This is a genomic window from Mucilaginibacter lappiensis, from assembly GCF_050433765.1.
GTDB lineage: Bacteria > Bacteroidota > Bacteroidia > Sphingobacteriales > Sphingobacteriaceae > Mucilaginibacter > Mucilaginibacter lappiensis_A.
Window position 1 is genome coordinate 429,307 of sequence record NZ_JBNPWP010000003.1, and the last position, 21,656, is coordinate 450,962.

Consider the following 21,656-nt stretch of genomic DNA (forward strand, 5'->3'; position numbering starts at 1 on the left):
TTATATCAATTTATGAACGGAAATACTACTGCGGTTTGAATTATTTTTAAAGGTTGAAAAACTTACATATTTAGCCGCAAAATGCAGTCATTTTTTTTAGTAAAATGGTTTAAGGATATTCCAATTGCAAGAAAGTTATACTTTACCATTGGTATAATGGCTTTTTTGATCATAGTAGAATTATTCACCCTTAGTTTTGCCATAAAAACACTTTCTGCAGTACGTTCCTATGTTGGGGGCGAGGGACTTTGGTCAAAAGCGCAAAAGGACGCCTTGTCGCATTTGCGCATCTATGCCTACTCGCATAATGAAAAAGACTACCAGGAATTTCGGGAATTTTTAAAGGTGCCTTTAGGTGATGGCGCGGCAAGAGCCGCCCTTGAAAAAACGCCGCCCAATTATGAAATGGCCCGCAAAGGTTTTTTTGCCGGCCGTAACCATCCTGATGATATTGATGGTATGATTAAACTAATGCTTCGGTTTAGCGAGATAAAATATTTAAAACAAACTATATTTTATTGGAAAAAAGCCGAGGGGATAATGCTGAAGCTGATCCCTGTTAGCAAGCAACTGCACTGTAAGGTAATTTTAGGAAAAATAACACCGGTAGAGACCAGCCACTTTCTGCAATATATGGAAAGTATTGATGCCCAGATCACACCGATGGAGGATGGTTTTTCCTATAGTTTGGGTGAAGGGTCACGCTGGTTTGAAAATCTTGTACTTGACCTATTGATCATGCTTGCCATTACCGTTGAGTCCATCGGGATACTTATTGCCATTTCTATAAGTCAGGGTATTCAAAGGGGGTTAAAAGAGATCATCATCGGGGCCGAAATGGTATCGAAAGAATTATTTAATACCCGCGTAAAGGTGTACTCGCGTGATGAGATAGGGGTTTTGGCAATGGCCTTTAACCAAATGACCAATAAATTGGAGCACACCATTTCTGCTTTAAAAGATGCGCAGGTAAAAGAAAGAAGACAAAATGATAGGGCGGAGGCATCCGAAAAAATTAAACAGGTTTTTATTGCCAATATGAGCCATGAAATTTTAACGCCCATGAACGCCATTGTTGGGTTTGCCGGGCTGCTTGAAGAATCAGAAATGAATAACGAGCAGAGTGAATATATCAGGGCTATCATAAAATCGGGCGAGTTTTTGAAAGGTTTGCTAAATAACATCCTTGATCTTTCAAAAATAGAAGCCGGCAACGTACAACTGGAGAGAAAGCCTATCAACATTCACAACATTGTTTTCAATGCCATATCCATGTTAAAACCGGAGGTGAACAAAAAATCGTTACAAATAGGCCATCGTATTGACACTGATGTTCCGAAAATGGTTTTTGGGGACGAGGTGCGTTTGAGCCATATTTTATTAAACCTGATCTCAAATGCTGTAAAATATACACCGGTAGGTTCTGTTTTTGTGGAGGCATATGTTATTGACGACACGCTGGATATTATATGGATAGGGTTTAGCATTCAGGATACAGGGATTGGTGTCCCTGTTGAAAAACATGGTAAAATATTTGAAAGCCTTGATCAGTTAAGGCAAAATCATGAACTGGGTGGTATAGGGTTGGGGCTCAGCATGGCTAAAAACCTGGTCGACCTGCATGGGGGGGATATATTTATAAAATCAAGCACTCCCGAAGGATCTGACTTTAGGTTCTTACTGCCTTTCTATAAACACGGGCCTATATTGGAGGGTCAACTTCAGCTTACCGATATTGATAGTAGTTTCCACCTAAAAGAAGAAAGAAAAAGCGCCAGTATTTTGGTTGCTGAGGATAACCACCTTAACCAGCTGCTCATTATTAAAGTTTTAGAAAAACGCGGCTACCAGGTGCATGTAGCCGATAATGGAAAGATAGCGCTTGAAATGCTGAGTAAAAATAATTATGATATTATACTGATGGATCTGGATATGCCGGAGTTAAACGGATATGAAGCCACAGCAGCCATCAGGAATAGTGGCGATGAAAAGCGTAACATTCCCATTATTGCTATAACGGCCCATGCCACCAGAGAGGTAATGGAAAAATGTATTGATTATGGCATGAATGATTTTATAGCCAAACCTTTTGACTCGCAGGACCTGAACCAAAAAATAATGTCGTTTTTAATTAATGCGTAAGTCATGCCACACGCCTATCGCAACATGATTATTAATTGTCGCGGTTCATAGTAGCAAGTATGCCATTAGGCCCTAATATGTGTATGCTTATAAAATTACCATTGGTATCTTTTATAAATTCAGCCTCAAGTTCCGTGTTTTCGCCCCATGTAAATACCGAGCTGGAAATGGGTACTAATTCAAACGTATAGTTTTTGCCCTGTTTGTTTTTGCAATATAATGCACCATTTTTTACATAAAAGTTTAAACCACCGCTATTATAGGTGCCGGTATATTGCTCCAATGTTTTAGCATCAATTTTTAAATAATGATACACGTTTAAGCGATGCAACTGCCATTCAATGGCTTTTTTTTCATCGTTGTTTTTAGCGCTCTTCAATTGGTTTGTGTAAATAGTTTCCAGCGCTTTCTCCAATGCATTGGTTGATGGAACGGCAATATCAGGAATAACACCTGTGCCTTCCCAGTCGGTATGCGTGTAGGGATTTAACGAACGGGCAAATGGAATAAAAGCAACCAGTCCGTTTGTTATTGAAAATGTGTTAACCGGATGCGCGCCACCCCCGGTGGTATCGCCCACAATAGTTGCTCTTTTTACACTTTGCATGGCATAGCTAAAATCTTCGGCACCAGAAAAAGTTCGCTTACTGGTGAGGATATATACAGGCATAGATAAGGTAAGTCCATCTGCTTTTTTAGGATCAGCGTACAAAAGGGTTGTGTCATTGCCGAGCCGGTTCACCACATCATTCATGTGGGTTTTTTGTTTAAAAAAATAACTTTCAATCTGACTTACCATATCTATATCACCTCCTCCGTTGTAGCGTAAATCAATAATTAAAGCTTTGGTGTTTGATAAGAAAGTAAATGCAGCTGCCAGTATTGGTTTAGCATTTTTAATATCGGCAACAAACTGATTAAACTGCAGATAGCCAACATTACCGGACAGGATCTCCATTTTTTTAAAGTTGAAATTAGTTTCCTTTAGCCGGTTTAGTTCAGCAATACTGTCTGTTGATTTTTGAGGCGCATTTTTTTCTTTTGCGTGTTGTTTTTCAAAATCAGGGTTATAACTAACACCCATATGCGGATCAAAATGAACAAGCTTAATATCCGCATATAATTTATCGGCCAGTTCTTGAGGGTCTGTTATGTTTTTGTAAGTCCCTTTTTTGTATTGGGTTTTTATATACTCATCTATCTTTAAAGCCTTGTCAGGAAATACATAATAACTGATCAGGTTTTTACCGAGGGTGTCAATTACCATTTTAACCTGTTTGGGATTTAAAATCACTTTTTTTTGTGCAATACAGCTTTGCGGGCCTAATAATGTTAAAGTGATTATAAGGGTTAAGATGTTTTTCATATAGTCAATTATAATCAAGTTATTATTGTTTGGCAAGCCCCTTACAAGCCATCCCCGATAATAACCATAAATTAAAGGTATCTTCACCAAATACTACTCACCGTGCTGCTAAACTATAGCTAATTGCAAAAGATATTTAATGAACTCATCGATAGCTTTATTGATAATAATGTAGGCATAGCCAACCACTTTTTAAGCTCGGCTCTCGCTGCCGATCTGAAGGGGAACCTGCTTGCCTTGTATAACCAAAAACTGCTCCTGGCTGCGGGAACAGGCAATGATACATTGGTGGTACACAATAAATTAGTAAGGGGCGACAGCATTTACTGGCTCGACCGCAAGCACAACGATCCGCATGAAAATGATTTCTTTAATTTGATGGATAGCTTTGTAAGTCATTTAAACAGTACCTGTTATACCGGCATTACCGGTTATGAATTTCATTATACCATGTATGATACGGGCAGTTTCTACAAAAAGCACCTTGATCAGTTCAGGAACAATGGCGACCGTAAGTATTCCATGATCATTTACTTAAACCCCGGCTGGTTAGCTGCCGATGGTGGCGAATTATGTATCCATCATAGTAATGGGCTGCAAAATATATCGCCCGAAAACAGAAAAAGTGTTTTTTTTAAAAGCAGCGAAATGGAACATGAAGTATTATGTACCAACAAACCCCGGATGAGTATAACCGGGTGGCTAAAAGTAAAGTCTGTTTAATTATTTTTATGCATATTGCTTCCCATTTATCGGCCATATGGTTGAAAAATAGGCTGTAACATTAACAACTTTTAACTGTCTAACTAAAAATTTATTCCGTATTTAGCGGCTTGTAGTGCTATGCCCTATATTTTTCACGATTATTTTACCTATGATGTCCTTAAAAATATCCTGCAAAAACAATAACATACTTTTGCCTAAAAACCTGATTCTGCTTTCTGCCGCTATTTTATCAATAGCTGCGCTGGCTTCCTGTGGCGATAATAAATCGCAGGCAGCTAATGGCCAGGCCGAAAAAGTATTGGATTATAAAGTGCTCACCTTGCAACCACGCCCTGCCACTTTAAACGTTGATTATCCGGCAAGTATACAGGGCCAGCAAAATATTGAGATCAGGCCCAAGGTTGATGGTTATGTAGAAAAAATATTTGTTGATGAAGGCTCCATTGTAACCAAAGGCCAGTTACTTTTTAAAATAAACGCGCCGCAGTATGAACAGGAAGTCCGTACCGCCGAGGCTGGTATTAAAACCGCCGAGGCCGATCTGAGCCTGGCCAACATGCAGGTGAACAAAGTGAAGCCGTTGGTTGAAAAAGATATCATCAGTCATTATGAACTGGAATCGGCCCAATACACGCAGCAATCAAAAGCTGCGGCTTTGGCGCAGGCTAAAGCAAGCCTGGTAAATGCTAAAGTTAACCTGGGTTATACTACTATAACAAGTCCGGTAAATGGTGTTATTGGTGCGTTGCCATATAAACTGGGTAGTTTGGTAACCGGCACCACTACTGATCCTTTAACAACGGTTTACAATACCTCCAATATTTACGCCTACTTTGCCTTAAATGAGAAGCAACTGCTTGATTTTAGCAAGGATAGCACAGGCGCAACCACTTTTAAATCGAAGTTAAGCAAGCTGCCTAACGTGTCGCTTATATTGCCCGATGGCACAACTTATGAGCATAGCGGCCGGGTTGAAACGGTGAACGGGTTAATTAATACAGCTACCGGAGCGGCCAATGTGAGGGCCGGGTTTATCAATCCAAGAGGGCTTATCCGCAGCGGAAGCAGCGCGACAGTAAGAATACCAAATACCATCAAATCGGGATTGCTGGTTCCGCAAAGCGCTACGTATGAACTGCAGGACAAACGGTTTGTGTACGTGGTTGACAGTAAAAATAAAATAAAAAACGTAGCTATTAAGGTAATGGATAACACCGCCGGTCAGTTTTATGTAGTAACTGAAGGCCTGCATGCCGGCGATAAAATAGTGTTGGAAAGCTCCAATAATTTAAGAGACAGTACAACTATTAAACCTACCGAGGTTAGCGCTGTATCTGTTTACGGTAACCTTAAATAGCTCATTTTTAATTTATCAATCCTGCAAAAGCAATATTATGCTTAAAAAATTTATAGAACGCCCGGTACTATCAACTGTTATTTCGGTTTTGTTGTTGATACTGGGCATATTAGGACTTATTAACCTGCCTGTATCACAATACCCGGATATAGCGCCGCCAACGGTGCAGGTATCGGCCTTTTATAACGGTGCCAACGCCGATGTTGTGCTTAAAAGCGTGATCATCCCCATGGAGGAGCAGATCAACGGTGTGGAGAACATGACCTATATGACCTCCTCTGCCAGTAATGACGGCTCGGCATCTATCACCGTTTATTTTAAAGTAGGTACCAACCCCGATCTGGCCGCGGTGAACGTACAGAACCGGGTATCGCGGGCAACCAGTTTGCTGCCCCTGGTGGTAACGCAATCTGGGGTTACGGTAGCCAAAAGCCAAAGCAGTAACCTCATCATATTTTCGTTATACAGCGAAAACAAAACTTACGACGAAACATTTCTGCAAAATTATGCCAAGATAAACCTGGTACCGCAAATACAACGTGTTACAGGTGTGGGCGATGCCCAGGTTTTTGGCTCAAGAGATTATTCCATGCGTATCTGGCTAAAGCCTGATGTAATGTCGCGCTATGGTTTGATCCCCGATGATATTACCGACGTATTGAATGAACAGAACATTGAAGCAGCCCCGGGTAAATTTGGAGAAAACAGTAATCAATCCTTTCAATATGTGATCAGGTACAAGGGCCGGCTTCAAACCGCGGCCGAGTTTGGCAACATGATCATTAAATCGGTAGGTAACGGGCAATTGCTGCGTTTAAGTGATGTGGCAAGGGTTGAATTAGGTTCGCTGGATTATTCTTTTCACATTATTACCAACAGTTTACCTTCGGTAGGTGTGGCTATCAGTCAAACGGCGGGTTCAAATGCACGTAATGTGATCAATGAAACAAAAAAGATCCTGGATGCGGCGTCAGAAACCTTCCCAAAGGGGATGAAGATCACTTACCTGGTTGATGCCAATGAGCTTTTGGATGCCTCTATCGAAAAGGTGATCAGCACCCTGATCGAGGCATTTATACTGGTGTTTATCGTAGTGTTTGTTTTCCTGCAGGATTTTAGGTCGACCCTGATCCCGGCTATCGCTGTACCGGTGGCTATTGTAGGCACTTTCTTCTTCCTCAACCTGTTTGGTTTCACTATTAATTTGCTTACGCTCTTTGCGCTGGTACTGGCTATAGGTATTGTGGTTGATGATGCCATTGTGGTGGTGGAGGCTGTGCATGCCAAGCTGGATATGGGCTATAAATCGGCACGTAAAGCTTCCATTGATGCCATGAGCGAAATATCCGGCGCCATTGTTTCCATTACGCTGGTAATGTCGGCCGTGTTTTTACCGGTAACCTTTATATCAGGCTCAACCGGGGTGTTTTATAAACAGTTTGGTATTACACTGGCTGTAGCTATTTTGCTTTCGGCGGTGAACGCGTTAACGCTTAGTCCGGCGTTATGTGCCCTGTTTTTAAAACCTCATAAAAAAGGAACCCCCAAACATGGGTTTATAAATCATTTTTACGTAGTGTTTAATACTGCTTTTGAGGCGGTAAGTGGTAAGTATAAAAAGTCGGTAAATTTCCTGGCGCATAAAAAATGGATAGCCATTGCCGTAATAGCAGTATTTGCCGCTACGCTCATTTATCTCATAAAAACCACTCCATCCAGCTTTGTGCCTAATGAAGACCAGGGGGTTGTATTTGCCGCAATAAGCCTGCCCCCGGCATCGTCAATGGAACGCACAGACGCGGTTGCCAATAAGATTGATAGCATTGGTCATACTTTCCCGGCTGTAGAAAATACGCTTAAACTGGTGGGCTTTAACTTTATAGCAGGATCAGGAAGCGCGTATGCCATGGTGATCATGAAGCTGAAAACATGGGAGCACCGTAAAGATAAAAAAGACAGCCAGGAGAGCATCATCGGTGAACTTTATGGCAAAACCAGCGGTTTAAGGGAAGCTACTGTGTTTTATTTTTCGCCACCCACGTTACAGGGTTTTGGTAATAGCGATGGTTTTGAGTTTCAGCTGCAGGATAAAGGCGGCCATACGGTAAATGAATTATTTAAGGTAAGTAATGATTTTATCGCGGCACTTGGAAAGCGTAAGGAAATTCAAAATCTCAACTCATCATTCAATCCAAACTTCCCGCAGTTCCAGGTTGATATTAATGTGGCTAAATGTAAGGAAGCGGGGGTAACTGTAAATTCGGTGTTGAATACTTTGCAGGGTTATTATGGTGGTTTATATGCATCAAACTTTAACCAATTTGGTAAACAGTACCGTGTAATGGTGCAGGCCGATTATGATTACCGGGCCAATGAAACCGGCTTAAGCAAAATATTTGTGCGGAACAGCGCCGGTACCATGGCCCCAATCTCGTCGTTCATTTCGTTGAAAAGGGTGTTTGGCCCCGAGTCTATATCCCGCTTTAACTTGTTTACCGCCATTTCAGTTTCCGGTCAGCCTAATCCTGGTTATAGTTCAGGCGATGCTATCCAGGCTATCAAAGAGGTTGCCTTGCAAAGCCTGCCCGCGGGCTATGGCTATGAATTCTCTGGTTTAACCCGCGAGGAACTGTCAAGCGGTACACAATCTGCCTACATATTTTTACTTTGTTTGGTGTTTGTTTACTTTCTGTTAAGCGCGCAGTACGAGAGTTATATCCTACCGTTCGCGGTGTTGTTTTCGTTGCCGGTAGGGTTGGCGGGTACTTACCTGTTTGCCAAGATCTTCGGTATCGGCAGTAATATATACTTACAGATCTCGCTCATTATGCTCATCGGTTTGCTGGCCAAAAACGCTATCCTGATCGTGGAGTTTGCTTTGGAAAGACGCAGGGCGGGGATGGACCTGATACCCGCGGCCATCGCGGGCGCCGAGGCCCGTTTACGGCCTATCCTGATGACTTCCTTTGCCTTTATATTTGGTATTATGCCGCTCATGGTATCAAGCGGAGCCGGAGCAAATGGTAACCGTTCCATTGGTACAGGCGCGGTAGGGGGCATGTTTGTAGGAACCGTGTTCGGGGTGTTTGTGATCCCTATATTGTTTATTATTTTCCAGCACCTGCAGGAAAAAGTAAGCGGGAAGCGAAAACATGACGAAGAAGATGATGAGGATGACACGATTGAAGTAAAAGGTGCTCATTAATTCATCAGTTAAAAAGATCAATTATGAACAGAGATTGTTTAAAATATATATTTTTATTTGCCTTGCTTTCGGGGGCGTTGCTATCCTGCAGAATAACCAAAAGCTATAAGCAGCCCGATGTAAATACCAATGGTCTTTATCGTGGTCAGCAGTCAACAGATACCGCTACGCTCGCATCCATGCCCTGGCAAAGCCTGTTTGCAGATACTGCTTTAAAATCGCTGATACAGGAAGGCCTGAATAATAACCTTGATCTGAAAACCGCTGTGCAAAAAATACTGGAGGCACAGGCAGCATTACAGCAAAGTAAAGCGACTTTTTTGCCAAGCTTAAGCGGTAATGCAAGTGTGTCGCGGTCAAAACAATCACAGGCAGGGTTAAATTTTCCTCCGGGCATCAATATTAACACACTTACCACTACCTACCAGGCTGGTTTAAGCACATCGTGGGAAGCTGATGTATGGGGCAAACTGAGCAGTACCAAAAGAGCGGCCCTTGCCAGCTTTTTACAAAGCGATGCCGCCAAAAGAGCTGTACAAACCCAGCTGATAGCGGATATTGCCAATAATTACTTCTCGCTGCTGGCTTTAGACAAGCAACTGGAAATAACCCAGCAAACCCTGAAGAACAGGATCATTGATGTGGAAACCATGAAGAAGCTTAAAGAAGGCGCGGTAGTAAATGGCGCTGCCGTAGTACAAAGCGAGGCTAACCGCTATGCCGCGGAGGTAACCATTCCTGATATTAAACGCAGTATCCGCGAAACGGAAAATGCGCTGGATATATTGCTTTCGAGGCCACCAGGCCCAATTAGCCGCAGTAACCTGGCCGATCAGAAAATGGTGAATGAACTACAGGCAGGCATACCAACGCAGTTGCTTACCAACCGCCCGGATGTACAGCAAAGTGAATATGCTTTCAGGGCTGCGTTTGAAAATACCAACCTGGCCCGCATTTACTTTTATCCTTCGTTTACGATAACCGCTTCCGGCGGATTATCCACTTTAAGCTTAAAGGACTTTTTTAATAAATCCATATTTTATAATGCAGCAGCAGGTTTAACCCAGCCCATTTTTAACCAGGGGATAAACAAGGCCCGTTTGCGTACCGCGCAGGCGCAGCAACAGGAAGCCTTGAACGGTTTTCAAAAAACCTTGCTGGTGGCCGGACAAGAGGTTTCCAATGCCTTATATGCCCATCAAACAGCTATTGAAAAAGAAGATGCCCGCAGCAAACAGATCATAGCGCTGCAAAAATCTGTTGACTTTACACAGGAACTATTAAGGTACAGTTCGGCAACCAATTATACCGATGTATTAACCTCCGAACAAAATCTGTTAGCGGCCCAGTTAAGCGGCGTTAACGACAGGTTGCAGGAGTTACAGGCCATTGTGAACCTGTACCGCGCCCTGGGTGGCGGATGGAGGTAAATATCGACTCACCCCGACATCGCTGCGCTTGTCACCCCTCTCTACGCTCCGCGCAAAGAGGGGATTTCAACCTTTTTTCCTTTACCCTCTTTGCGGCGAAGCCGGAGAGGGTGGTCCAGCGAAGCGTAGACCGGGTGAGTCAACTGTGGGTGGTGCTTATTTCTCCGCAAAGTTTAATAGGATTAAATTTTAAAGTATTGGCCTGTACGATTCCCTCCCGACGGGAGGGTGTAGGGAGGGGTTTATGCGACCCACATCACGAATAAACCCCTCCCTGCCATTACACAAACCATCGCGCCCCTCCCCAAGGAGGGAATTTTATCTACCAAATAACCCGACTGTCTTTTGATGAGCTATTCCCCTCTTGAGAGGGGTGGAGGGGGCTTTTCATCGCACGTATAAACACACCCCTGCTACCCTCGATTCCTACGCGCCCCCTCTCAAGAGGGGAACTAAAAACAAACACGTCATGGGTAGCCTGTCGAAGCATAGTGGGCAAAGGCTTATCCACGCCCCATTGGGGTATCGTGTTAATAGTAATATTGAGTAAATAGCAGCTCCATAGGAGCTTCCTTTAACGTTATTGACACTTGATCAGGAAGCTCCTATGGAGCTAATGCTCTGATATTATTATCCTATAAACACGATACCCCGATGGGGTTTGCTGTTGATGAAACAAACACGTCATGGATAGCTTGTTTCAGCACCCCACAAGCAGGGTCAAAAAGCGAATTGCAAGTGAGATGTCGAAATAAATTCGGCATGACTTATTTAATTATTTAAAGCGTTGTGCGATTAAAAAGCCGACCCGGAAAATATATTACCTACGGGTTACCCTGCTACGTTATCCTGATCCGAATCATCTGTTGGTTCCCAGAGCTCAATAATGTTCCCTTCCGGATCGAGCACATGGACGAATTTGCCATATTCATATTCCGCAATCTCATCAACAATGGTCACGTTGTCCTTTTTTAGCTCGTCAACCAGCGCAACGAGGTTTTCTACCCGGTAATTGATCATAAATGGCTTGGCCGACGGATTGAAATATTTGGTATCCTGCGGAAACGTGCACCATGATGTGGATCCTTTTTTTGACGGATCATCGTCCTGCCGCCACTCAAACGTTGTTCCGTATTCACTGGTAGCCAATCCAAGATTTTTGGCGTACCATTCGTTCATACCTTTCGGATCATCGCATTTAAAAAATACGCCGCCAAGGCCCGTTACTTTTTTCATATTTAAACGTGTTTGTATGACTAAAAAGTGATCAAATGATGAAAGATAAATTTGTGCAGTGTATTGATCGTCTATATTAAAAGAATATTTAACGCCAGTTAAGTGTTTCTTATGCACAACCTTTTGAGCAATTTCCATCTATTTTTGGACATTACCAAATCTGTTTTCAAATCTTTTATTCGTGCTGATGGCAATTTTAAGCTTTATTCACAGAAGTCAAAAATGGCTGATTGTCAAATAATTGCGCTGTCAGTCAGCGCTGGATATATCGGTGCCGATTCTGAAAATTACCTGTTTGATAAGCTTAAAAAGGATTATAAAGACGATATTCCAAACCTGATTTTTGTTCGCGTAGGGTCTCCCGGAGAGGACCCTGCGCAAGCTATACAGGGCAATCAACTAACCCACAGCCCACGCAGGGTCCTCTCCGAGAGACCCTACGAAAACCCAAAACTGACTTATATTATATATTACATATTGTCATTGCGAGCGATAGCGTGGCAATCTCAGAGGACAAGTAAGGAACTTTGCTTATGCAACCCGTATGGTGAGATTGCCACGCTATCGCTCGCAATGACATGTTTGTTAATTGTAGTACTAAAAAACATCATAGATAACTTGTTTCAGTCAACTTTTTTCAGAACGAGACAAAGCTTTTCGTTTTACGGCCTTCTCAGGCATGGTTCCATGTTTATGTTATCTCCCATATTATTAAAAATAACACATTAAATTTTTTTAATAAGCATAACAATCAGCTTGCTGGTTAATTATAAATTGAATAATATTTATCAATTAAGCAATTATTAAGCTTTTTTTAATAGCATCGCGCTTAATTTATAGTTAATAACCAATTGTAACTGAGAAGCTTTGTCCTCAAAAAAGCTTTAGGTTTTATTTAACTATTAACTATGAAAAATTATGTTTTTGTACCCCCTTAGGGTTAAATGCGTCTATTCCGGAGTATTAACCACATCAAACCAATTATTAAACATTTAAATTATGAATCTGAAAAGTATTAAAGCTATATTTTTATTAGCCGTATTTGCCATAATAAGCAGCTGTTCAAAAAAAGATCTTAAAAGCAATTCATCAATAGCCCCCGATAGAAAAAACAAACAAACATTTGCATCGCCGGTGGGTGATGTGGTAGGGAAGGTAACCGTGGGCTACCAGGGCTGGTTTGCCGCCATAGGTGATGGTTCGCCAATTAACATCTGGTGGCATTGGGCGCCGAATGCAGGCCAGGCACCATCAACAAATAATATAGGCATCAAATCATGGCCTGATATGCGTGAGTATACCAGTTCGTATCAAACGGGTTTTGCTAATTTAAATAATGGAAGTCCGGCAAAATTATTCTCATCTTTTAATGATCAAACTGTAAACGTACAGTTTCAGTGGATGCAGCAAAACAATATAGATTGTGCCGCTCTGCAACGCTTTAACCCTACTGGTGGGGAAGGCCCCGTGCGTGATGCGATAACCGCTAAGGTAAAAACTGCAGCCGAGGCTACTGGGCGTAAATTTTATATCATGTATGATATAACCGGGTGGACGAATATGCAATCGGAGATCAAAACTGATTGGACTAATAAAATGTCGGCCTATACTTCATCATCAGCCTATGCCAAACAAAACGGGAAACCGGTAGTATGTATCTGGGGACTGGGTTTTAATGATGCTAACCATCCATTTTCTTCGGCTGTTTGTTTAGATGTGATCAATTGGTTTAAAGCCCAGGGTTGTTATGTGATAGGTGGGGTACCGGCCTCATGGCGCGATACCAATGCTACCGATATACAGCCCAACTTTTTACCAACTGCTACTGCGCTGAATATGATATCGCCATGGATGATCGGTAAAATAAGTAATGTAACTGAAGCTAATAACTTCTATAACGATCATCAGGCAGGTGACCAGACCTATTGTAATGCCAATGGTATCGATTACCAGCCTTGTGTGCTGCCGGGTGACTTACAACTGCACCAACGGGCGCATGGCGACCTGATGTGGACCCAGTTTTATAACCTGATCAGGGGCGGTGCCCAGGGTTTGTATATCTCCATGTTTGATGAATACAACGAGGGGAACCAGATCGCTAAAACCACTGAAAACTCTTCATTTGTTCCGGCAGGCTCCAACTTTTTATCGCTGGATGAGGACGGTACCATATGTTCAGCAGATTATTACCTGCGCTTAACCGGCGACGGTGGTAAAATGCTCAAAGGGCAAATCGCATTAACAGCCACCCGGCCCACCCCGCCGGTAGTAGGTGGTACCGGCACGGTGCCCTTCGGGCAAACGGTTACCATAAAAGGTTCAAATAACCAATATGTAAGTTCTGAAAACGGAACGCAGGCCATGAACTGTAATCGCCCGGTAGCACAGGGATGGGAGCAGTTTACTGTTGTTAACGCGGGAGGCGGAAAAGTGGCCTTGTTAAATTCCAGCAAATACGTATCCTCAGAAAACGGAACGCAGGCCATTAACTGTAACCGCACCGCAATTGGTCCCTGGGAGCAGTTCGACTGGGTTTTCAATGCAGATGGAACCATTTCATTCAGAGGGAACAACGGGAAATACGTTTCGAGCGAAGGAGGAACCCAGGCCATGACCTGTACACGTTCTACCATAACCGCTACAGAATCGTTCAGGATAAATCAATAAGGCTTTAGTCTGATGATCAGTAATGGGAGTTAAGAGTAAGAAACTAAACTCAAAATGTCGTTTCGACGAACCGTGCCGGGTAAAGTGGTGGGGTGAGGAGAAATCTTATACTCAATGTTATTCATAATAAAGTATTGTATAAGATTTCTCCTCGTACCTCGTTCGAAATGACATGGTTTTTGTTGTATATGCTACTCATTTCTTATCCCGGACCACGTTTAACAGAACCGGCGACCATATCAGGTCGCCGGTTCTGTTTTATAGTTATTCAGAAACAAACTTGATCCCAACAATAGAGACGATCAAAGTACTCAGGAAAAACAGCCGCCAAAAGTTGGCCGGGTCTTTAAACACCAGGATGCCAACCAATACGGTACCCACGGCGCCTATCCCTGTCCAAACGGCATAAGCTGTTCCGATGGGTAAAGTTTGAGCGGCTTTAAGAAGCAGTACCATGCTGAGCGTCATGGTCACCAAAAAACCGCCATACCAAAGGTACATTTCGGTACCTGTGGTATCTTTTGCTTTGCCCAAACAGGAGGCAAATGCCACCTCGCATAAACCTGCGATGATTAATATGATCCAATTCATAATGATAATTATTTGACTGTAAAGGTGGCGAGGATAAACAGCCTAAAAATTAACATATGATAAATAATGGCGCTATCTGATTTCTGATCTTATACGGCTCAGGCTAACCTGTGTAATACCCAGGTAGGAGGCAATATGAAACAGTTGTACCCTCTGGATCAGGTCGGGGCTATTGGTAAGCAGTTCCTTATACCTGTCTGCAGCCATACTGAATTGCCTGGAGATTAGTCTTTCCTCCACTTTTATCAGTTCGGTCTCGGCAAATCTCCGGCCCCAGTTGGCAATGTGTATGTCTTCGGTAAACAGCTTTTGAAGGTCGCGGTTTTTGATGCGGTACAGTATGCAATCTTCTAAAAGCTCAATATTTTCGTATCCGGGTTTATTTTCCACATAGTTTTTCATGGAGATAATGGTATCGCCCTCCCGGCCAAACCAAAAGGTTACCTCGGTATCGTGCTGAAATAAGTAAGCCCGTACAATGCCTTTTTTTATAAAATAAACGCTTCTGCCAATTTTGTTGGCCTCGAACAAAATATGCCCTTTGGGCAAAGTGATCTCCTCAATTACCTGCTGTAATTTTAATCCCGATGTTTCAGGGATGGTATAGATCTGATTAATGATTTGTTCGATTTCCACCTTAACTGATTTGTTATTTTAACGCGCATTTTCGCGTTAAACCCACTCATTTTAGCAATAATAAAGGAAAATTACGGCACTTTTCTGATAAAAACGCATACCCGTTTATGCATAAAGTACGCGTTTTAGCGCACAAAAGCCATGAATAGTGATTATTCAATGTGTTGATAGTCAAATGCTTGTTTTTATTAATTGTTAATTATTTGCGCATTAATCTGTTATTAAGAATTTATTAATAATTCCTCATTTTTTTACTCCTGTTTTATAAACGAACCAATTTTTAATAAACCCTAATTTAATAAAGCATGAAAAGATTTCTATTTATGTTAGTAGCATGCTGTATAACATTAACTGGTTATGCAGGTACTACACATTTAAAAGTGCATAAAAACGCCCTGCTTGCAGCCCAGGTAACCGGGAAAGTTAAAGACGATAAAGGCAATCCGCTGGCCGGGGTCTCGGTAAAAGTACTGGGAAGCACTATTGTTGCCCTTACAGATATAAATGGCGTATTTAAGCTGGATGCACCGGCCGGCGCTACACTTATATTTACCTACGTAGGCTTTGAGGATCAAAAAATAACCCTGAGCGGGCAAACCACCCTTGATGTAACCATGGTTGAAAAAACCATCGGACTAAATGAAGTGGTTGCCGTTGGTTATGGTATACAGCAAAAGCGGGATGTAACCGGAGCCACCAGCACGGTAACCGCTAAAGAGATCGCGAAAAGGCCATTAGTACGGGTTGAGCAAGCCTTACAGGGTACAACTGCAGGTGTTACGGTTTCCAGTAACAGCGGTCAGCCAGGTGCTGGTTTAAGCGTGCGCATCAGGGGGGCAAACTCTATTACAGGTTCCAATGACCCTTTGTATGTTATTGATGGGTACATAGGTGGTAATATTGAATCAATAAGCCCGGGCGATATCCAGTCACTGGAGATTTTGAAGGATGCATCCGCAACAGCGATATATGGTTCAAGAGGTGCAAATGGCGTGGTGCTTATTACCACTAAAACCGGGAAAACCGGTAAACCGGTCGTGAATATCAGTACCTGGTTCAGTAAAGCAAGCGTACCAAAACAGCTTGATTTAATGAATGCTTATGATTTTGCACGTACGGTAAATGCCCAGTTTGCCACAACAGGCAATCCGGCCGCGTTCACGGATGCAGAGCTGGCTAATTTTAAAAATAATCCGGGAACCGACTGGCAAAAAGCTGTTCAACAAAAGCCCTGGATCAGAAACTATCAGGCCGATGTTTCGGGCGGATCAGAAAACGTTAACTACCTGGTATCATTTAATCATCTTGATCAGCCCGGTTTAATTTTAAATCAGTATTATAAAAGATCCACACTTAGGGCAAACCTGGGCATCAAATTAAATGACAGGATGGACATTAAGGTTAACCTGACAACGCTGTTGCCTCAAAGCCGCAATACCGGTTACTCTGGTGATATTACCGATCCCTTTGCTCAGGCATTTCAGTGGGACCCCACTTCGCCTATTAAGGATGCAAGCGGAAAGTATATTTTAAAATCTAAATATGCCTCTAACCAGGTTAACCCGGTAGCGCAGGCTAACAACCAGCAGGTTGATGTGAGTACTACAAACATAACCGGTACAGGTATATTCACTTATCGCATCCTTGATGATCTGACCCTTACATCAAATAACACCTACGAAACACAATCGCAAATGACGCAAACATTGTACGGCCTTGAAACGGGTTTAGGTCAGGTTGGCGGCGATTATGCCTCTATTGGTAACAGCAAATACCGCTCATACCAAACAAGTGATTTCCTTACCTATAAGAAAAAGCTGGGCGATCATTCATTAACGGTAACCGCGTTGTACGAGTTTCAAAGCCGGCAAAATACCAATGTAAACGCGCAGGCTAAAAACCTGTCGTCATACGCGCTTGGTTATTACAATTTAGGTTTGGGCAAAACCCAGCTTACCACATCCGGCTATTGGCAGGATGCTTTACAATCATTTATGGGCAGGGTTAATTATTCTTATAAAGATAAATACCTGTTAACTGCCAGTATACGTTCTGATGGTTCATCCCATTTAACCGAAAAGTACAGCACATTCCCCTCATTAGCTGTAGGATGGAACGCGGCACATGAAAGTTTTATCGAAAGATTGAATGTTTTTTCTGACTTAAAACTTCGTGCCAGCTGGGGTAAAACAGGCAACCAGGCAGTAGGGGCATACGCCACCATACCGCAATATACCAGCGGCGGACCTGCATACTATTTTGATGGTTCTACACCATCTGTAAGTACACCATTAGGATCGCCGGTATCAAATACCCTCAAATGGGAAACTACAACCACTACCGATGCAGGATTGGATATGTCGTTTCTTAAAGGCCGGTTAACGTTTACTGTTGACGCGTATCACAAAAAGATCTCCAACTTATTGTACAATAAACAGGCGCCATATTATCAAGGCGGTGGTTTATACCAGGTTAATATTGGCAGCCTTGATAATAAAGGAATTGAGTTTGCATTAGGCGGAACGCCTTTAGCCGGCAAGGTACGTTGGAACACTAATCTTACCCTTTCGCTTAATAAAAACAGGGTAGTGGATCTGGGCGGTTTGGATAATGTTGTTGTAAACAATATTGGATCGGCACAAACTGGTGTTGCTATATTAAAGGTTGGCCGACCGCTTGGCGAATTTTATGGCTACCAGTTTTTAGGTACCTGGAAAACAAGCGAGGCCGCGCAGGCCGCCTTATTTGGTATGAAACCAGGCGATGCCAAATACACCGATGTTGATGGCGACCATAAATATACTGGTGCCGACCTGATGCCTATTGGCAACGGATCGCCTAAATACAGCTTTGGGTTTATCAATGATGTGAGCTATGGTAACTTTACACTAAGCTTTATGTTCCAGGGCACCCATGGCAACCAGATCTATAGCGGAACTATCCCTTATACCCTTGGCGGCTTAGGCGATGCACGTAATGCTACTTCAACCACTGCCTTAAACATCTGGACACCAACCAACGAAACCAATAATCCAACTTTTAGCAGTACCAGCCAGAATTTTATAAACAGCAGTCGCTTTGTATATAATGCAAGTTACATTAAGCTTAAAAACCTTTCATTGGCCTACACTATCCCAACAGGCATTTTAAGCCGGGCAAAGATCCGCAGTTTGGAGGTTTATGTAAGCGGGCAAAACATCTGGACCATTACCAAATACCCTGGTTATGATCCCGAAGTTTCCAATTCAACCAATGCCATTACCCAGGGTTTAGAAACGGGGGTTATCCCGAATCCTAAAACCTATACCGTTGGATTAAGAGCCACTTTATAAATCATAAAATTATTTGCTTTCTATATAAAAGATAAAAAGATGAAAACAAGATATTCTATACCATTAGCATTCATTGTACTGGCATCGTTTTTTGGATGTCAAAAAAAGCTTACCGAGGATCCTAAGGGAAACTTAACACCAGTGAATTATTTAAAAACACAGGCTGATCTTGACGCTGCGGTAACTTCAATTTATGCCATGTACGCGGTAGATGGGGCGTATGCCTTTACCAGTAAAAGTACATCATACTTTGGAGCCGATGATCTTACAACAGACCCCGGACTAAATAAGGGTGATATGCGCGCGTTTGACCAATTAAACGGTAGCAGCTCAAACAGCAGCATGAACGCCGAGTGGAACGGCCCCTGGACAGCCATATACCAGGCTAATAATGTAATTACCAATTACAATCAGGTTAACTCAACCGAAACTTTAAAAAATCAATCGGTTGGCCAGGCATATTTTTTAAGGGCCTGGGGCTATTACAACCTTGTAAGAACGTTTGGTCCGGTACCGCTTATTGATAAAGTAATACCGGTAGATGACAGGCCTGTGCGTAGTGATGTAAGCAGTGTGTATGGTTTAATAGTTAACGATCTTAAAATTGCCAAACGTCTTTTGCCAACTTCGTTTCCCGGTCAGCCGGGCCGGGCAAACCAAATGGCGGCAAGATCTATGCTGGCCGATGTGTATTTAACTATGGCAGGCTGGCCGCTTAAAAAAACGGAAAACTATGCCTTAGCCGCTGCCGAGGCCGATTCGGTAATTAAAACAGGTACCTATAGCCTGATGAATGATTATGCCGCGGTTTTTACAACCAACAATAATTCAGAGTCGGTTTTTGCTATACAGTTTAATGTAGGCGGTGGATCGCCAAACCGTACCTTCGGATCGTCAAGTGTTCCGCTTGATGAGGTTGCCAGCAATGGCTCAAGCGGTTGGGATGATTATTACCCTGAGATCAATTTTTTCCTGAATGCTCCAAAATGCGCCCGTACTGACGCCACTTTTTATACAACCCTTAAATTAATACAGGCCGATAAAAGCTTTAAACTGGTGCCATGGAATTCCAGCGAAACACATGCCGGCCATCCATACTATAAAAAATTCAGAGCGGGGCTTAATGATGGTGTTATTGAAACCGCGACAACTATCCAAACCATTAATCCAAGCACCAACAAAACAACCGATATTATCCGTTACCCGCTTGTACTGCTGGATTATGCCGAAGCATCGGCTATGGCAACAGGTGGTCCATCCGCTGCTGCTTATATCGCTGTTAATCAAGTACGTACACGCGCAGGATTGCCAAATTTAACACCTGGCCTGTCGGCAACCAATTTTCAAAAAGCCGTAGTGAATGAACGTGGTTATGAGTTTGCCGGCGAATTTGGTATACGATGGTTTGACATTGTACGCCTGCAAATGCTACCCGAGATAATTGCCGCCCGTGGCAATAAGGAAAACCCTATAAACTTCACGGGTGATATAAGTCAAAGGTACATTGCACCCATTCCGCAAAATGAAATGTACCGTAACCCGGCCTGGACGCAAAATCCGGGATACTAAAAAACAATCCTTGTCACAATTAAAGAATTGCCCGGCCATGTGTAAGCATGGTCAGGCTTTCTTTAGTATTAATTAAAAACCTATAAAATATACCCATGCGATTATGAAAAAAATACACTTTTCAATAATGTGTTTTTTAATGTTAAGTGTAGCTGTTAACGCTCAAAATAAACATTCAAAGGTTACAAAATACCCAACCTATCATGGTTTGGTTATGGCCGGTTACCAGGGTTGGTTCCGGGCCGAGGGTGATGGCACAAAATCGGGCTTTAGTCATTATTTTGCCAGCGAAACTCGCTGCGGGGTTGATGCCTGGCCTGATGTAAGTGAGTATAAAAACACCTATACAACACCTTTTAAACTGGCCGATGGCAGCAATGCAAAATTGTTTAGCTCCTATGATAAAAGCACTGTCGACCTGCATTTTAAATGGATGCAGGAGTATGGGGTCGACGGGGTTTTTATGCAGCGCTTTATGGGATCTATTAAAAGCGACCGTGCGCGCAGGGGAACAGGTGTAGTCATTAAAAACGCGTTGGAAGCCGCTTCAAAATACGACAGGGCAATAGCCATCATGTATGACCTGTCGGGCCTTAACGCATCAGGCGAGGATTGCTCTGCTATCATCAACGATTGGAAATATTTGGTTGATTCATTAAAAGTAACCAACCAGCCGGGGACTAAAACCTATTTAAACAACAATAATAAACCTGTTGTGGCTATCTGGGGACTTGGTTTTCCTGACAGGCCGTATAATACCCGTAACATTGGTATCTTAAAACTGATTGATTTTTTAAAGAACGACCCGGTTTATGGTGGCTGTGCGGTAATGCTGGGTGTACCTACATTTTGGCGCGATCTGAACTCAGATTGCCTGAATGATCCCTTTTTACATGAAGTTATAAAACAAGCCGATATTGTTTTACCGTGGACAGTACAGCGTTTTTCGCCGTTGTTGCATAATGATATGGATCGTTACCGCGATTTGCTGATTGGCGATATGCAATGGTGCAAAACCAATCATGTGGAGTATGTACCCTGCGTTTATCCGGGTTTTAGCTGGCATAACCTGAGTACCTATGAATTTCCTGATGATGTAAAACCGGTGGCATCCATACCCCGGCAGGGTGGGCGTTTTTACTGGCAGCAAATTTCAACTGCCCTGCAGGCTGGTGCACAAATGCTTTATGTAGCCATGTTTGATGAGGTTAACGAAGGAACAGCTATCTTTAAAGTGACCGATAAACCACCAGTAAGTAATAGCGCCAAATTTATTGATATGGATGGCAAACCCAGTGATCATTACTTATGGTTAACCGGCGAAGCTGCAAAAATGCTCAGGAATGAAAAGCCATTAAGCTATACACTGCCGGTACGTAGTAATTAAGCATACACAAAA

General features: G+C 42.7%; 13 protein-coding genes. 9 read left to right on the top strand and 4 right to left on the bottom strand.

Going from position 1 to position 21,656, the window contains the following annotated elements; genetic code table 11:
- Window positions 1-156 precede the first annotated feature (156 nt).
- A complete protein-coding gene (locus tag M2273_RS11990) occupies window positions 157-2,142 on the top strand; it encodes a response regulator (RefSeq protein WP_429397037.1) in 1,986 nt (661 codons plus the stop codon).
- Window positions 2,143-2,173: 31 nt separating this feature from the next.
- On the opposite strand, the gene M2273_RS11995 is transcribed toward M2273_RS11990, so the two are convergent.
- Window positions 2,174-3,508, bottom strand: a complete 1,335-nt coding sequence (locus M2273_RS11995) for a S41 family peptidase (RefSeq protein ID WP_429397038.1) — start codon at window positions 3,506-3,508, stop codon at window positions 2,174-2,176.
- 123 nt (window positions 3,509-3,631) lie between these two features.
- On the opposite strand from M2273_RS11995, the gene M2273_RS12000 reads away from it, so the two are divergent.
- The 4 genes from M2273_RS12000 (at window position 3,632) to M2273_RS12015 (ending at window position 10,226) form a co-directional block, all read left to right on the top strand.
- Entirely contained in the window at window positions 3,632-4,231 is a 600-nt protein-coding gene (locus M2273_RS12000) for a 2OG-Fe(II) oxygenase (RefSeq protein WP_429397040.1), read from the top strand.
- Window positions 4,232-4,382: 151 nt separating this feature from the next.
- Window positions 4,383-5,591 (top strand): efflux RND transporter periplasmic adaptor subunit, encoded by a 1,209-nt coding sequence (locus M2273_RS12005; protein ID WP_429397042.1) that lies wholly within the window; start codon window positions 4,383-4,385, stop codon window positions 5,589-5,591.
- Window positions 5,592-5,628: 37 nt separating this feature from the next.
- On the top strand, window positions 5,629-8,796 hold the full coding sequence (locus M2273_RS12010; RefSeq protein WP_429397044.1) for an efflux RND transporter permease subunit: 3,168 nt from the start codon (window positions 5,629-5,631) through the stop codon (window positions 8,794-8,796).
- A 23-nt stretch (window positions 8,797-8,819) separates the two neighbouring features.
- The gene (locus M2273_RS12015; RefSeq protein WP_429397046.1) at window positions 8,820-10,226 is read left to right on the top strand and encodes an efflux transporter outer membrane subunit; all 1,407 of its coding nucleotides are present in this window, start codon (window positions 8,820-8,822) and stop codon (window positions 10,224-10,226) included.
- Window positions 10,227-11,057: 831 nt separating this feature from the next.
- On the opposite strand, the gene M2273_RS12020 is transcribed toward M2273_RS12015, so the two are convergent.
- The gene (locus M2273_RS12020) at window positions 11,058-11,462 is read right to left on the bottom strand and encodes a VOC family protein (RefSeq protein ID WP_429397048.1); all 405 of its coding nucleotides are present in this window, start codon (window positions 11,460-11,462) and stop codon (window positions 11,058-11,060) included.
- A gap of 999 nt (window positions 11,463-12,461) precedes the next feature.
- On the opposite strand from M2273_RS12020, the gene M2273_RS12025 reads away from it, so the two are divergent.
- The gene (locus M2273_RS12025) at window positions 12,462-14,129 is read left to right on the top strand and encodes a hypothetical protein (protein ID WP_429397050.1); all 1,668 of its coding nucleotides are present in this window, start codon (window positions 12,462-12,464) and stop codon (window positions 14,127-14,129) included.
- 264 nt (window positions 14,130-14,393) lie between these two features.
- On the opposite strand, the gene M2273_RS12030 is transcribed toward M2273_RS12025, so the two are convergent.
- Together M2273_RS12030 and M2273_RS12035 are read right to left on the bottom strand one after the other, a co-directional pair.
- Complete coding sequence (locus tag M2273_RS12030; RefSeq protein ID WP_429397052.1) at window positions 14,394-14,720, bottom strand: DMT family transporter; 327 nt, start codon at window positions 14,718-14,720, stop codon at window positions 14,394-14,396.
- 72 nt (window positions 14,721-14,792) lie between these two features.
- Window positions 14,793-15,356, bottom strand: a complete 564-nt coding sequence (locus M2273_RS12035; protein WP_429397054.1) for a Crp/Fnr family transcriptional regulator — start codon at window positions 15,354-15,356, stop codon at window positions 14,793-14,795.
- Window positions 15,357-15,661: 305 nt separating this feature from the next.
- Here M2273_RS12035 and M2273_RS12040 point away from each other — a divergent pair, with 305 nt between their 5' ends.
- The 3 genes from M2273_RS12040 (at window position 15,662) to M2273_RS12050 (ending at window position 21,644) form a co-directional block, all read left to right on the top strand.
- The gene (locus M2273_RS12040) at window positions 15,662-18,688 is read left to right on the top strand and encodes a SusC/RagA family TonB-linked outer membrane protein (RefSeq protein ID WP_429397056.1); all 3,027 of its coding nucleotides are present in this window, start codon (window positions 15,662-15,664) and stop codon (window positions 18,686-18,688) included.
- Between the two features lie 39 nt (window positions 18,689-18,727).
- Window positions 18,728-20,257, top strand: a complete 1,530-nt coding sequence (locus M2273_RS12045) for a RagB/SusD family nutrient uptake outer membrane protein (protein ID WP_429397058.1) — start codon at window positions 18,728-18,730, stop codon at window positions 20,255-20,257.
- Between the two features lie 103 nt (window positions 20,258-20,360).
- Window positions 20,361-21,644 carry a glycoside hydrolase family 71/99-like protein gene (locus tag M2273_RS12050; RefSeq protein ID WP_429397060.1) on the top strand — a complete coding sequence of 428 codons (1,284 nt, stop codon included), beginning with the start codon at window positions 20,361-20,363 and terminating at the stop codon, window positions 21,642-21,644.
- The last annotated feature ends 12 nt before the right edge of the window (window positions 21,645-21,656 follow it).